The sequence below is a fragment of the Dyadobacter frigoris genome (genome assembly GCF_005280585.1).
In the GTDB taxonomy this organism is placed as follows: Bacteria; Bacteroidota; Bacteroidia; order Cytophagales; family Spirosomataceae; genus Dyadobacter; species Dyadobacter frigoris.
This window is the reverse complement of record NZ_SZVO01000002.1, coordinates 393,531-409,503: the sequence shown is the minus strand read 5'-3', so window position 1 is coordinate 409,503 and position 15,973 is coordinate 393,531. Positions and strand designations below refer to the sequence as shown.

The 15,973-nt window shown below is 36.3% G+C and carries 11 protein-coding genes; all 11 read right to left on the bottom strand.

What is annotated here, in order from left to right:
• Positions 1-46: 46 nt before the first annotated feature.
• On the bottom strand, positions 47-2,947 hold the full coding sequence (locus FDK13_RS05400; protein ID WP_137338966.1) for a T9SS type A sorting domain-containing protein: 2,901 nt from the start codon (positions 2,945-2,947) through the stop codon (positions 47-49).
• A 283-nt stretch (positions 2,948-3,230) separates the two neighbouring features.
• The gene (locus tag FDK13_RS05395; RefSeq protein WP_229215913.1) at positions 3,231-3,836 is read right to left on the bottom strand and encodes a class I SAM-dependent methyltransferase; all 606 of its coding nucleotides are present in this window, start codon (positions 3,834-3,836) and stop codon (positions 3,231-3,233) included.
• Between the two features lie 193 nt (positions 3,837-4,029).
• Positions 4,030-5,097: a glycosyltransferase gene (locus FDK13_RS05390; RefSeq protein WP_137338964.1), complete on the bottom strand. Its 1,068-nt coding sequence runs from the start codon at positions 5,095-5,097 to the stop codon at positions 4,030-4,032.
• Positions 5,098-5,161: 64 nt separating this feature from the next.
• Positions 5,162-6,244, bottom strand: coding sequence for a glycosyltransferase family 4 protein (locus FDK13_RS05385; RefSeq protein ID WP_137338963.1), 1,083 nt, complete (start codon positions 6,242-6,244; stop codon positions 5,162-5,164).
• On the bottom strand, positions 6,241-7,485 hold the full coding sequence (locus FDK13_RS05380) for an O-antigen ligase family protein (protein ID WP_137338962.1): 1,245 nt from the start codon (positions 7,483-7,485) through the stop codon (positions 6,241-6,243). Before FDK13_RS05380 ends, FDK13_RS05385 begins: the two co-directional genes overlap by 4 nt.
• Positions 7,486-7,494: 9 nt before the next feature.
• Positions 7,495-8,259 (bottom strand): glycosyltransferase family 2 protein, encoded by a 765-nt coding sequence (locus FDK13_RS05375; protein WP_137338961.1) that lies wholly within the window; start codon positions 8,257-8,259, stop codon positions 7,495-7,497.
• Positions 8,260-8,362: 103 nt separating this feature from the next.
• Entirely contained in the window at positions 8,363-9,088 is a 726-nt protein-coding gene (locus tag FDK13_RS05370) for an FkbM family methyltransferase (RefSeq protein WP_137338960.1), read from the bottom strand.
• Between the two features lie 8 nt (positions 9,089-9,096).
• The gene (locus FDK13_RS05365; protein ID WP_137338959.1) at positions 9,097-10,563 is read right to left on the bottom strand and encodes an oligosaccharide flippase family protein; all 1,467 of its coding nucleotides are present in this window, start codon (positions 10,561-10,563) and stop codon (positions 9,097-9,099) included.
• Between the two features lie 53 nt (positions 10,564-10,616).
• Complete coding sequence (locus FDK13_RS05360; RefSeq protein ID WP_137338958.1) at positions 10,617-11,675, bottom strand: GNVR domain-containing protein; 1,059 nt, start codon at positions 11,673-11,675, stop codon at positions 10,617-10,619.
• A gap of 19 nt (positions 11,676-11,694) precedes the next feature.
• Positions 11,695-14,037: an SLBB domain-containing protein gene (locus FDK13_RS05355; RefSeq protein ID WP_137338957.1), complete on the bottom strand. Its 2,343-nt coding sequence runs from the start codon at positions 14,035-14,037 to the stop codon at positions 11,695-11,697.
• 142 nt (positions 14,038-14,179) lie between these two features.
• Positions 14,180-15,943, bottom strand: a complete 1,764-nt coding sequence (gene aspS / locus FDK13_RS05350; protein ID WP_137338956.1) for an aspartate--tRNA ligase — start codon at positions 15,941-15,943, stop codon at positions 14,180-14,182.
• Positions 15,944-15,973: the final 30 nt, after the last annotated feature.

Below are 15,973 nucleotides of genomic sequence, written 5' to 3'. Positions count from 1 at the left end.
CAATGAGAAATTTAATTATTTAGAACTCGATGTTGCTAAAAAAATATTAAAAATCCTTTAATATTTTTTTAGCCTGATTTCCCATTATAATAATATATATATCATTTGGTAACAGGGAAATATCCAAAACTGCTTTGGTAGGATTAAGTTGCTTTATTGGTATATTGCTTATGGTTACTCCGTTTTTGTTTAATATCTGGATATTTTTCAACTGGGGTCCCTCTATATTTAAAATGCCCTTTGCAGGATTTGGATAAATCTGGAAGTCAGGTGATGTCATGTTTACACTTTGAATTTTAAAGTAGGTTACAGTGCCATCCCAATCTACTTGTTTGAGTCGATAATAAGTCAGTCCCGAAATAGGAAATTCGTCCAGGCATGAATATTTATTTATTTTGTTACTATTGCCAATTGATTTGATGTAAGCAACCTTCTTCCAAGATTTAATATCCGAGGATCGTTCAACTTCATAATAGTCACTGTTGAATTCCTGGGCGGTCGACCAGTTTAAAGCAACCTTATTATCTAGGACCTTCGCCTGAAAAACGATCAACGTAACGGGTAAAATTATATCTTTTGACATAATACCAAATTCCGAAGTACTTCTATTAGGGGATTGACGTGAAGCAGTTCCTGTTATTCTGTCTGTTTGAGTGACAGCGGAAGCGGGATTAAATGTTACATCGGTAAACTTTCCTGTGTTATCTGTTAATACGTCTCCCAAAAATACCTTTCCTTCTCCATGGGCGGCGGTTCTTGGGAAACCAACAGAGACGGCCCCGTTTTGATTACCATCGTCGTCTTCTAGGTACACTTCGATATTCAACACTTCATTGATGGTGGAGCCCGCTATTTCTTCTGATGCACCGCCTTTGCCGACATACCCGCTCACAGTAATTGAATTATTGGTGTTAACTACAAACTTTGTAAATATGGGATAGTCAAGGGCGTTATTGCTATTATTGAATGAGGGACCATTAACTCCGTCATTAACCAGGATCCCATCGTTCACATCAACGCCTTTGTTTCTGTCTAATAAATCGATTGGGAGTCCTCCGTTATTATAAAAGCTATTACGGCTCACAAGGTTCCCGATGCTTACACGCTCTCCAGGGACAAGGTCCGGTGTCACATTTCCAATAGCAACGCCTGAATGAACGTTATGTGCAATGATATTTCCTTTGGCTGTGGAGGGGCTTCCTGCATCAGAACCAATGATATTATTTAATGATCCATGAATGACCAACACGCCGTATCCGTTGCCTGCTGCCTGAGATTGGAAATCTTCACCGATGTTATTCCCCGAAATTTTTGTATTAATTGCTCTTCCCGGGGAATTATAGTCATCAATGTTGTTGCTGGCATTTAACAACAATCCGGAACTGCTATTATTACAAATGTAATTTCTTTCAAGATTATCATTAATCCCGTCTCCGTCTGTCCCGACAAGAACAGATCCGGTACCTCTGATATTTATGCCGTTTCTATTTCCCAAATTTCCGATCCCGCTGGAGTTTAAGCCAATAAAGTTTCCGGAAATTTTTCGTGTACTGCCTGTCATGTTTAAAAGCTCAATTGCATTTTCCCCGTTACTGCTGATCACATTCCGCATTACTTCAAGACTCGTGCCGGCAACATTGTCGTCGTAGCCTATAAGTAATTGGCTAATTTGCATTGACTGTCCTCCGGTTCCCCGATAGGCACCGATGCCGTTATTCGCATTTCCTCTGGGTAGCGTACCGGTGATGTCTGTTCCGATGTAGTTGCCGGCAATAAGAATATTTTGAGTTTTGCTTATTTCCAATCCATCAGCAAAATCATTTTCCGTGACATTTTGCTTATGGGCGCTTATGACATTTCTTTCCAAGACATCAGACTTTCCATCCCCGTTAGTTCCAATTCTGATGTTTAAATTCAAATCTGATGCCAGAGCGAATGCAATTCCATTTGTTCCGGTTTTTACTATTGTGGTTGAAAGTCCATTGATTATGCCATTACCTAGTTCGGTGCTTCCATCGCTTCCCAATCCCACGATGTTTCCGGCAATTACAAGTTCTGAGACATCCATAAGTTTGATGCCGTCACGTCCGTTGCCACTGATTACATTGCCTTCAAAGGCATCGGATACTTCATTTCCGTTGGTTCCGACTGTTATTCTCTTACATTGTCTGATGAAAATTCCTCCGTTTTTGTTGGTATTTGAAATCGATACCGTATTCCCAGTCTTATCAGTTGGGCCAATATAATTGCCAGCTATGATCAGATCGTTAACATAAACTGCCACAATTCCACAGTTAACACTATAGTCTTCATATCGGTCAGGATTGTAGTATGTATTCGTAATCACATTGCCTTCTGCAGCATCCTGCATTCCATCTCCATTTGTACCTATAGTGGCAGTAAAAAATGATCCGGGATTGCCACCGATTAACTTTATACCACAATTGGTATTGGTAGTTCCGTCTGCAGCTCCCGTCTCTTTAATCCCTAAATAACATCCCCAAATCCAGATCCCTGCTATAAATGTATAAGTGGCCTGGATACCAATATTCGATGTTATTGGTCCGGTATTATAAATGGATAAACCGGAAATGGTAACACCTCCCTCGGAGTATATGTTGAATCCATTGTATCCATTTAAATTTATGGCAACGGTGATATTTCTACTGTTTATACTCCCGATGGAAGAACCGGGTGCAGTATAACCATTAATTTGAAGATTAGTATTCTTGATGGTCGGGAGATTGGAATTGAGTACAATTGTCCCGGCAACTTGAAAATTAATTTCATGAGGTCCCGTCCCAGCTACATTAAATGAATTGATTGCGTCTCTGAGTGTTGTTTCCCCTGGAGAGCTTAAATCGGACGTCGTTGTTACTATAAATTTGGTCGCGAAAGTTTTGAAACCTGATAATACAAGTAGTAAGAATAACAATGATTTTTTCATGACTAGATGTGTGATAGTTTAAAAGATAGAAGAGGATTGAATTTTATATTATGTTTATAGTCAGACTATTATGTAACCTACAACTTCTCAAATGTATATTAATAATTTACAATTAATATAGATGCAGCAAAAATAATTTATCAATAAAGAGGGCTTTGAGAAAATTTATTGATGAGGAAAGATTATCAGTAAATTTTCTTCGGAAGAAATGTAAGAGTAAAGCTAATTGAATTATTAATAGTTATTTTACTCTTACATGTTAAATATCGGGCTTTAAAAATAATTATTTTGCTAGCACAATAAGAGAACTTCCTCCCATAATTCTTACTGCCAGATCAGGATTGATATTATAAAAAAGTCGAAATGGAAGTTGAAATATTTTTTTGAGTAAGGTTTTTTGAGCGAGTTCAAATCCCCACGGAGTATAGAAGGAATCAACAATTTCATAGCCAGAGTCGACCAAAGTTGCCAGTGCTGTTTCTTTTGTAAAATAATGAAGATGTCCTACGTTCTGACGTGCGTCTTTTAAAACATCAGTTCTTAAAACTTTTTGAACTGTCATATCCAATGGAATATGAAAAATTTTATATTCCGCTTTTTCCCTGCATTTTCTAAGAAAACCAATATAATCCTCAATATGCTCAAAAACATCAATAGTAAGCAAAAGATCAAATTTAGATGAAGGATCAAGAAGTAAATCACCTTTTATAAATTTTAGTCGGTCTTTTGTTCTATTTTGTGCAAGGTCAATTGCATTTTCTGAGATATCGTATCCAACGAAATTTGAATAATCAGGAAAAGCACTATGTAGCTGATTTAAAATTTCTCCGGCACCGCATCCGATTTCACATATTGTTGTAGGCTTGATATTGTTTTTTGCTAATATCATTTTTATTTTTTCAGCCTTCCACTGCGAATCTTCGACGTGCCAGTTTGGGTGATTTTTTAAATACTCTCCGTCCAAATAGAGTGATTCGGTCATTTTTTACTTGTTTAGCATGTGAAAATTTATTCTTTAATTTTTCATTTGTTTATCAAAAATGTTGGCTTGCCATCCTCAATATTAATTCTTTGTAAATCTGCTAATTTTTTTTCATTACACTATTATAATAATTTATATACTCTTCTCTATGCAGGCTTAAGTTGAATCTTTCGTTAAATAGGTTGAGCGACGCAGTGCTGAATTGTTCTCTATTATCTAAGCAGTATGATAATCCCTCACGTATAGCTTCAATATTATTTTTTACCAAAACTCCATTGTTCGCAATCAATTCTTCGCATCCACCTACATCGCTAAGAAGTAGGGGTAGCCCGCATGACATTGCCTCAATGGCCGACATAGGCAGTCCTTCGCTGTCAGAAAGCAGAAGAAATAAATCATAATCCTGAAAACTGGAAAAATTTTCAATGCTTCCTAAAAAAGTAAAATTTAAAATTTCATCATTTTTTACCTGATCTTTAAGGGCAGTTTCCTGGGATCCCCCACCAACTATATACACATGTACATCAGAATAATTTCCAAACGCTGCCAAAGCCAGATCTACGCGTTTGGGATAATCTAGTCTTGCTACTGTTAGAATCTTTAATGGTTTGTCTGGCGAAAATTCTGGCTTTAAAACAGAAAGTTGGGAGAAAGTTTTATTTTGTATAACATGTAACCTGTTTTTTGAGATTCCTATTTTTTTTAATGCGGTATGATAATCGTTGTTTGAGATACAAAGTATGGCAGACCCAATTGTACTTAATCCATTTTCTATCAGGTTGAAAATACCGGAGAGTCCTCTTCCTTGATATACAGATGACCAGCCATGTGAGACGAAGATCGATTTTCTACCGGTCAAAACTGCTGCGAGCCTTCCATATATTCCTGCATAAGCTGAATTACAAACCACTAGGTCGATATCGTATTTACGTATAAATTTGCAAAGAGTAAAGAAGAAAGAAAAAGAGACCTCTTTGATTCTCTCATTTAAAACGCTGCCTGCTAAATGTGCAGAAGCTGCTTGAAAAAGCCATCCTTCTGTATCGGTGCATAGAAAACAGTCAAAATTATTTTTTGAAATAAGAATTTGTTCGTAAACAAATTTTTGAGCTCCTCCGGGCTCTGATTTTGTTACAATAAACAGAATTTTTTTCTTTAATGAAATCATTTTAACAATTGTAGTTTAAGTCTTTGGGCTTGATATGAAATTTTCTACAACGTTGATGGTTAAATTAATATCCTAGAGTCCGATCAATATTATTAATTAGGTCCTCCTTGTAAAGAAGAATATTTTGCCAGTTTTCCTTTGCAGACTTGCTAATATTAGCCATTCTGGAACCGTCGTTTAAAATTAGACGGCTTTCGGTAAAAAAGGTATCTAATTCCTTTTCTGAGGTGCCCTGCAAATGAACGGCGCTGACCAAATGACTGGAATACTTTTTAATTTCACCCACAGGCCTGACAAAACAAACCAGGCCTGACATCATAGCTTCAACTACCGAAATTGACATTCCCTCATAGTCACTAAACTGCACGTAATGGTGGTAATCTGTATATAAGGCCGCTAATTCTGTATAAGGCCGTGGGCCGTGGTAGGTAATATTTAAATTTTCCTGGATTATTTTTTCAGAATATGTTTGCCATATATTATCCTCATCGGGCCCAAAAATGTCAATTTTATAATTAAAACTATTTTTTTTGAGCATTTGAGCAAAAAGAATAATCAGGTCTATTCTTTTAATTTTGATTACCCGGCCTACAAAAAGAAATCTATGCTGTTGAATATTGCTAAAATTAATTTCGTTAGCAGGAACAGCCCGGATAAGAAATGAGATGATTTTAGGGAGCTGCGGTAAATGATAACGGGCTTGAATGAAAGTGGCTGTGGAAGATGAATCAGTCCAAACTTCCTCAGCAAGCTTTACAGACCTGTTCTGGACAATCTTTTCAGCAAGGTGGGCAAGACGCGTATTATGATTAAAGGAAATAAAGATTAGACTTTTACGCAAGGACTTTGCCACAGATGCCAATAAATTGGCCCTCCACAGTGATGCAAGCATCAGGTCGGGCTGAAATTTAGAAATATACCTTAGAACTTTAACAAACGATACAGGATTGTAGGGGCTAAATGCCATAATTGAATCCAGTTCATTTTTATTAAACTGCTCCTTAATTTGGGGATCAATAATACCAAGACAAATTAAACGGAAATCATATCTTTCAATGAGTAGGGGAATAGCTGTTAAAAGTGCCGTTTCAACGCCACCTATTTTTAAATCGTGAATGATATAGATAATTTTTTTCTTCCCGTTCATGTAGTTGGTTTTTGTTGTTGTTTAACGATTTGAGATAAAATAATAAGAACCCAGAGCCATGGATAGTAATAATTACCTATGAAAATAAAATGAAATAGGGCAGCAAAAAGAGAAGATATGAAGATTATTTTGAGTGTTTGATTTTTAATAAAGAACGCCTGATAGATGTTGGCTGCCATAAAAGATAAAAACAGGAATAAACCTAATATGCCTGACTCCAAAGCAAATACTTGATAAAGAATTAATGTTGCCGCAGTAAAATGTAAGGAATCGTAGGCTGCGGGTCCATGACCTAATATCAGCTGGAAGAAGTTGGAATTAAGTAGTGCGTTATATGCTTCAACGGCTCTGTCTGTCCGGTCATCCGCTGAGCCGGAGCTTGTTAGTTTAACAAAAATCGTATTTTCTACAAATGCCTTTCCAATTTCATTATAAATATAAAATGATATAAAAAATAATAAGAGAGAAATAGAAATAAGTTTTACCAGGGGGTAAAGATTCGATTTTTCGTTTGATTGGATTAGGAATTTTGTTATATAAAAAAGTAAAACTACAATGCCTATTGCTGCAACAATTAGCCACCCGGCAGTGCTAAAACTTAATATAAAGCAAATGACAGTTAAGACCAGAGTTAAATAAAATAGTCTTCTGCTTTTTCTTAGGCCATAAAGTCCAATAGGTCCTAAAAGTTCATAATAGAATGAAAGGTGTCCGGACTCTTCTATAAATGATCGTATTCTAATTAAGGTAGACGTTAAAGGTACGTAATCTTGAACTGCGGCGCGTGGAACGAAGTCGTCTATATTTATAAAAAATATGTTTTTTCCGAAAAATTCAATTAGTCCAAAAACAGAAGTGATCAAAACACCGATCCCAATGAAGTATGATATTTTCTCAAAAGAAATTTCCTTTCTTTTAAATTGATTAAGTAATATGTTCTTAAATAAAAAGTAGTTTCCTAAAATTACATAGGTATAGGCGAAAATATGATTAAATGGCTTACTACTGGAGTATATTCCAAGATTTAATACGAAGCTAACGGCAGTAACAAGCCAAAAGCCCAATATAATCCCATCGGTTTTACTAACATAGATACTGCTTTCACCTTTATAGATATCAAAAGCTAAAAGGAGTACCAGCACGACCAATAATATCAGACACAGAGAGACTACCTGCGTAATAGCAAAAGCGCTTGTTACTGGTAAAAGCAGAAAATATAGATATGTGAGTTTTCGTGTCACGCAGTTCGTTTAAAATAAGTTAATAATTTTATACCAGAACCAGCGTGAAACAAAATAAAAATAGCGTTCTAATTTTGAATACCGGAAATATAAATGTTTATGCAGAATCTCTAATCTTTCCGAATCAATCTTGCCAGAAGAAGTAATACTGTCAGGATGACGTCGAAAGACAGAAAAAGGTAGATTTATAAATTTCAATTCGCCTATTTTCAAAAGATTTAGGATATAGTCATAGTCCGAAGCGTATTTAAAGCCTATATCATACTTAGGAAGATTTTTTAATGAATCCGACGAAACAATTAAAGCAGGATGGGGTATAAAAGAACAGTGTTTCGATAATAGTAGCTCTTTTCTGTTTACCTGAAAGGTACGTCGCAATTTAATTTTTTTAGAGTCGCTGATAAAAGTATTCCCATAAAATCCCAGTTTATTGGGCTGTTTTGTAATTATTTTCATAATATCCGTCACAGTATGAATGTGAGGAAGGTAGTCATCCGAATTCAGAATCCAAATATATTCTCCAGTGCATTTAGACAGTCCTTTATTGATGGCGTCATACATGGATTTGTCCTGTTCACTTACCCAGCTGAAAATATTGTCCTCGTATCTTTTAATAATTTCCACGGTCTTGTCTGTTGACGAACCGTCTATCAGAATGTATTCAATATTAGAGTAAGTTTGAGAAACTACACTTTTGATGGTTGTTTCTATAAATGCTTCTGAATTAAATGAAACAGTTATTATAGAGAGCTTTGGTAAAACTTTGGTATCCATTGCTGTAAGTCACTTTATCTTAAATCACTAGCTGATTATTTTATTGCTTGGCTAATAGTTCTTCTAATTATGTTGTAGTTCGATAATTTATAACATGAAAATATTATGCAATACGCAAGAATATAGCATCTAACTGAAGCAATTGATAAGTGGTTGGATGATAAAAGGTTGGTTCAAGAGACCATAACTTAAATCCTTGACCTTCTAAAAAAGAAACCATATCAAACATTGTTAATTCTCCTTGGTAAATTTCAATAAGTGACATTTCAAGTTGAATCATTTTAATATTTGAAAGAGATTGAATTGCACCGTCCAATATAGGCTTTTCAAAGCCTTGTGTATCAATCTTTAAGAATACATTACTAGTATCCTCAATTAATTGATTAAAAATCGAATCAAGTTTTTTTACTTCGATGTTTTCTTTTGTTGTATAATTCAAATCGGGTACAACCCCAATCATATCTTTTACAAAAGGCAATATTGAACTACTTGGTGAAAGAGGTGATACATTAATTTCAGAGGTGCCATCAAAATCTCCTAAAGCAAACTTAAAAGTTTCCCAGTTATCATATTTTTTAGCATTTTGACTTAGCTCTTTAAATGTACTCGTTAAAGGTTCAAAGGAGATTATCTTTTTGTTATAACCAATACCAAACGTTTCTTGCGCAAATTGCCCTGTATTGGCTCCAACATCTAGTATAACGTTAATTTTTTCTTGTTCTAAATAAATTTTTTTAGCGTTCAAAAAACTGGTAGGATATTTTCTAACATGTATTCCAAATGTTTTGTTAATAAATCTTTGCAATTTGACTAGTGTGTCCTTATTCATAAATTTTTCTATTGTTTAAACAACATAGTGAACGAAGTAATCATTTTGTTGAAACCGTAATGTTTCAGAATATATATCGATAAAAAAATACTAAATAGGATACTTAAAATAATCTGTGTATTGAAATTCAAAGTTACAAAAGCCAAAAAAAATGTTAGTGATATAACTACAATTAGCGGAAGTACCAAGATATATGCCCAATCTTTTAATTCAATACCTATCTTTCTCATACCCTGAAATAATAATATTAGAATAAGAAAGAAGAATGAGTTACTTAAAATTGCGTGTAATAAATTATTAGAATAATACATACTTACTAATGTCAAAACTCCTGCGATTATTGAAGCAGTCATAACTTTACTACTTTTACCAAGGCCTAGCATTATATAATATCCGGTAACAGATAAAGTATAAATACCGTAAATTAAGGCAAGTATTTGAAAAGGAAATATATACTGAACTGAAAAGTTATTGTTTAAAAAATATGATAAAATGGGCTCTCCTAAAATAATAAAAATGCCTGCTCCTCCAAGAGATATATATACATTCAATAAAAATATTTGTTTTATCGAATTCCTCAAATGTTCAAATGTCAACAATGAATTTTGTGAAATTGAACTTACAATTGGAATCAAGGGATGTGTAGCTTGTGCTGCAAATTGATTCAGTTGGCCAACTAAGTTAGTAAAAATGGTATATACGCTCAATATCTCAACGCCTAAATTATGGGCAATTATTAATTTATCTCCTTGTGAAAATAAAATAGATCCAAAATTGCTTCCTAAAACACCAAAATTGTATTTAAACATTTCAGAAATTACCTTTCTTGAGAATTTCCATTTGAATGAGGGAATTACCTTCCTAGAAATAATAAACAAATAAACTGTAAAACTTAATGATATAATTATATTTAATATGATGAATTTGGTTATGCTTCGCTCGCCTAAATAGGCTGTTAACGCTAAGCCAAAATTCGTTGCAATGATTTGGATAGTGCTAATTGCACTATATGTTTTATACATATAGTTTGATTGCAAAATTGCCCAAAAGAAACTTTGTGATATTTTTATACCAATTAAAAAAGATCCTACAAGCAATGCATTTTGTGCTTCTTCTCGTTGTTTTCTACTAATGTTCTTTAAGGTTTCGACAAAAATTGGCGATGCTAAAAATAATATTATTATTACAAGGACTGTTGAAATTATTAAAAGTATAATTCCGGAAGTAAGAATTTCATTTTTCCGCTTCTCAGATTTAAAAGATTGGTTATAAAGTTGTTTCTCAGAAAGATAGTAAAGCAAACCAGAGCTAAGACCCCCCTCAGCAATCTGCACGGCGGCCAATATTGCTGTCGACCAACTTAATAGACCAAAGGTTTGAAGTCCGAGTATATTGATTAAAATTGGTGTAATCAATATACTGGATCCAACTTTGAAAATCTGTCCTATAAGATTAATTATACCATTTTTGAGCATAAAAATAGTATATAATTGATATTTGTTTCGGAAAATGTTGTTTGTAAACCCAATTAATTCGCTATTTCAGTTTTAGGTTTTTTAATCAAAATATATGCCAGTGAAATAATAAAACCTATGAAACCACTAGATAAGGCCACTAAGAGTCTTCTAGGCTTGCTGGTCTGTAAAGATACTTTTGCCGGCTCTAAAACTTTAAAAATCGGTTGGTCCTCCTTTACTTTGACTGCTGCTTGCTCATATTTTCTAGCCAAATCAGCGTATAGTGATTGAGCAAGGGTGTAGTCGGATTGTAAACGTTGTTCTTCAATCCGTGCCACATTAAGAAAAGCATTTCTGTTTCTGTCTCTATAACTTTGCAGGGCATATTCCGCGCGCATTTCCCTTTGTTTCGCTTCACTCATTCTTTTTCCTAAAAAGACAACCTCGCGTGCGGTTTTGCCTGTCCGATAGTCTTCAACGTAGTTTAATAAGTATTTACTGGCAGCGGATACTGCCATTGCTGCGACAATAGGATCGTTTGTTTCGGACTCAATGGTTATAATGCCAGTTTTCTGGTCAATGTTTGTACTAATTAATCCTAGTATAGATTTTGCTTTTTGTTCCTCGAGTATTGAGAGTGTTAAAATCTCGTTATTGGGAAGTTTTGGTATAGGGGGAGCAATTACAGCAGGTGATGCTGGAAAAAGCCCGAAAAAACTTGTTTTTGGTTTTTCTGAGAAATACTCCTCAAGCGATTTATAATCTTTATTATTAATATCTTTCACCGGCTGCTTTAGCATGAACAATGCAAAAGGCATACTTTTCATGACATTGGGATATAGATCCGTTCTGACTGCTCCAATTTTTTCGATAGCTGAGACACCTCCTAATCCGGCCAAGCTCGCTAGAAAGCCGCCTCCACTGGTTGGTCCCTGTTCAGGAAGTAAAATTGTTTCCGAATGATACATCTTTGTCATTAAAAAACTACCGGCATAGCCAAGACTAGTACTTACAAAAGTGACGAAGGCCAGAACTATATAGTATTTTTTGAAAAAGGAGATTATATCATTGAAGGTGATCTCGACATAGTCGCTTTTCTTAATTTCAAAGGATTGATGCTTTTCAGGCATAATTTCGGTATTTGTTATGCTATTTGTTAAGAATACTAATAAGTGAGATTGTCACAGTAGTAAGGAGTGATAAAATTGCAATTCTTTCTCCAGGAGAAGTTTGTCTTTCAGCTTTTTTCTCTTTAACAGGAATAGTTACAATCGACCCCGGCTCAACCTTCGGTCTCGAACTGAAGAACAAAAACTTCTTACTTCTAAAAGTCCTCCCATTAGGATAAGATACATAAACCCTGCTTTTCCAGGCATTTTCACTAAATCCACCAGCCTGTGAAATATAATCTTTAAAAGAAAACGCAGGGTCAAAATTCACAACCGAAGGATTTTGAACACCTCCTAGAATCCGCACCGTTTCAGACTTCGTCGGAATACGTAAAGAATCACCGTTCTGAAGCAAAAGGTTGGAAGGAAGAGAAGGTTTCTCCAAAATCGCGTTTAAATCAACAGCCACCAGTTCTCTGTTTCTATAAAAGCGTGCACCCCGGATGTAAGCCTCAGCTTTCATCCCCCCCGCTTTTGGTATTAAATCTGTGATTCTTTCAAAATTAGTAAGGATCGTATAAGTACCAGGGTACATAATTTCTCCTACAATAGTAACCGCTTTTTGCTGTTCATATCTTGGAGATTTGCGTACATACACAACATCAAATGGCGACAACTTAAATTTTTCATCTTCAGGATTTAATTTCAGATTCTCATCGACGTCTAATGAAAATATACGAACATTCTGAGAGCTTGGAATAGAAGCTGTATCATTTTTTATTCTTCGTGATACTTCAATGCGGTAAGGAATTCCTCCTTCCATATAACCCCCTGATTTAAAAACAGCATCTGCCACTGTAATACCCTCATGGAAATCTATGGTTCCGGGATTGATAACTGCACCCGCGACCGTTATCAAATATGCTTCTTTTAGTTCATCAATCGTTTTGATAAAGATATGATCTTCTCTTTTTAGGGAGATATCTTCAATTTCTCCGTTCATTAATTTACCTAAATCAAAAGAAATGATTTCAGGTCTAAGCGTTTCATTTTTCCTTTCGATAATAGCCCGGTTTAAAAAGACATCCTCACGTAAACCGTCAGCCTTTTTAATCAGTTTTTTGACTGTATTGGTTTGTTCATCAATTGGATATTCTCCGTCACGGTATACGCCGCCGTCAATCACAACCCTGTTTTCAATTCGGTTCAGAATTCTTCCTACCCGGTAATTATCACCATTTTCAGGAATCAGGGTATTGATTTCATCAGCTTGTACGGATCCTACTTTTAATTCTTTACCTGTATTTCTTCGGAATTGAATGGAAGCTGCATAAGCATTTGGTGTAAAACCACCTGCATAGCGAATCACATCTTTGAACGTTTCTCCTTGTTTTACCTCAAATAATGCCGGATGTTTCACTTCGCCGGATAATTCGACTCTTTTTTCATACGGACGAATCAGGATGATATCCTGATCCTGCATGGAGATATTATCTTTTAAATTGGCATCCACTAAAAAGCCATAAAGATCAACGGTACGAATAATCTTGCCGTTTCTGATAATTTCTATATTACGGTATGAACCATTGCTGTTTGGTCCTCCCGATTGATAGAGTGCATTAAAGGCGGTTGCAAGAGAAGGAAGTGTATAAGAGCCTGGACGCGTTACTTCTCCGGTGATCATTACCTGAATGCTTCTTACATTCCCTAAGGTGATGGTTGAATAAGTTCCTCCACCAGGCCGGTTTAAGGTTGAATAAGCAGTACGCAATCGGTTAATAATTCTTTCTGATGCCTGCTCAATAGTTAATCCGCTTACCTGCACAGGGGCTAAATTAAGCATCTTGACAGTTCCTTCCGGACTCACTTTAAGTCTGAAATTGTCGACTGAATTGCCGTAGATATCCACCACAAGCTCATCGTCCGGACCTAATATATAATTTCTTGGTGTGGCAATTCTCAGGTTAGGCTCAAAGCTCATGGCCGAATTCTCAAAGAAGGAAGCCCCGAAAATTTGTCTTATTGAGTCTTCTTTTGGAAGTTTAGATATTGGCTTAACTTTTACCAAAGTTGAATCTGCTATTTTCCTTCTGCTCTCATCCGTTGCACTTCTATTTGTCTGAGTGGGTGCAGATGTTTGTGCCTGCTGCAAACGGTTGCGCATGGCACTGATCTGATCCAGCGTGTAACCTTTTTGCAAAGCAGCCTGTTCAATATCCATATCGGATAAACCGCTTGCTTTGGCTTTTTTATAAAATTCTACGGCCTGTTCGTTAGAGATCGAATTGGGATCAACGGTTTGAGCAAAGACGGTTGTCTGGGTCTGTAAAATAAAAAGAAGAATTCCGGAAAAGAATAATTTTCGAAGTATTGAGCAATGCATGTAATGTGCGTAAATGGTTTGTTTAAACTCAAAAAAACATCTGAAAGTACTTTTGAAGGGATCACTGATTCCTTTCAAAAGTACATAAAGATATTATAATTGAATGTTGTTTATCTGAATTTTATATTTCACTATCAGGATTTTACTGAGTGCTAACAGAAATTGACAATTCTTTTAATTGCTTATCTTCAATAGTAGACGGCGAATCAATCATTACGTCACGTCCTGAATTATTTTTTGGGAAAGCAATAAAGTCTCGGATCGAATCTACTCCTCCAAAAAGAGAACAAAGACGGTCAAATCCAAAGGCAATTCCAGCATGTGGAGGTGCCCCAAATTCAAAGGCATTCATCAGGAAGCCAAATTGATTCTGCGCTTCTTCGGGGCTGAAACCCAGTACTTCAAACATTTGCTGCTGCAAATCACGTTCGAAAATACGGACAGAACCACCACCAACTTCAACACCATTGATAACCATATCATAAGCATTGGCACGAACCGCTCCAAGATCGGTTGCCAGTAAAGAAATATCTTCAGGTTTCGGACTTGTGAAGGGATGGTGCATCGCAAACCAGCGATTTTCGGCTTCTCCGTATTCCAAAAGTGGAAAATCAAGAACCCATAATACGCGGTAATCATCCGGGTTACGGAAACCAAGACGTGATCCCATTTCCAGCCTGACTTCATTAAGCTGCTTGCGCGCTTTGTCACCTTGTCCGGATAATAATAAGATCAAATCGCCAGGTTTGGCATCAAATGCTGCAACCCATTTTTTTAGATCATCTTCGGAATAAAATTTATCAACAGAAGATTTAACCGTTCCGTCTTCATTATAACGAACGTAAATCAATCCTTTTGCACCAATTTGAGGGCGTTTCACCCAGTCGGTAAGCTCATCCATTTGCTTGCGTGTATACACTGCACAACCGGGAGCGCATACGCCTACAACCAGTTCTGCATCATCAAACACACCAAATCCTTTTCCGGAAGTAAGATCCTGATCAGCACCTTTCAGTTCCACAAACTTCATATCAAAGCGGATATCCGGTTTGTCTGATCCATATAAACGCATCGCATCCGCATACGTCATACGTGGAACTTCCGGTAGCTCAATACCTTTAACTTTGCTGAAAAGATTGCGGATCAAGCCTTCAAAAGTATTCAGGATATCTTCCTGGGTCACAAATGACATTTCGCAGTCAATTTGTGTGAACTCAGGCTGGCGGTCTGCACGCAGATCTTCATCACGGAAACATTTAACGATCTGATAGTAACGGTCAAAGCCGGCTACCATCAAAAGTTGTTTGAATGTTTGTGGCGACTGTGGCAATGCATAAAATTCACCCGGATTCATACGGCTTGGCACCACAAAGTCACGAGCTCCTTCCGGTGTAGATTTAATCAGAACCGGCGTTTCAACTTCAATAAAATTAAGGTTATCCAGATACGAACGCGTATGACGTGCAACCTGATGCCGTAATTCAAGATTTTTACGAATTGGGCTACGGCGCAAATCCAGATAACGATATTTCATACGGATGTCATCACCGCCATCTGTTTCATCTTCGATCAAAAATGGAGGTAATTTCGCAGGGTTCAGGATTGTAAGTTCTGAAACACGGATTTCGATAGAACCCGTTGCGATTTTATCGTTTTTGGACAGACGCTCAATCACTTCGCCTTTGGTCGAGATCACAAATTCACGACCCAGCGAGCGGGCGGTTTCCAATACCTCAGGTGGCGTTTTACCTTCTTCAAAAAGAAGTTGTGTCAGCCCATAACGGTCACGTAAATCCAGCCATACCATTCCCCCCTTATCACGGATTCTCTGAACCCACCCACACAATATAACATCTTGATTTACATGCTCTAAGCTTAACTCACCACAGGTATGTGTACGTAACATATAATTATTTTAATACTGATATAAAGATAC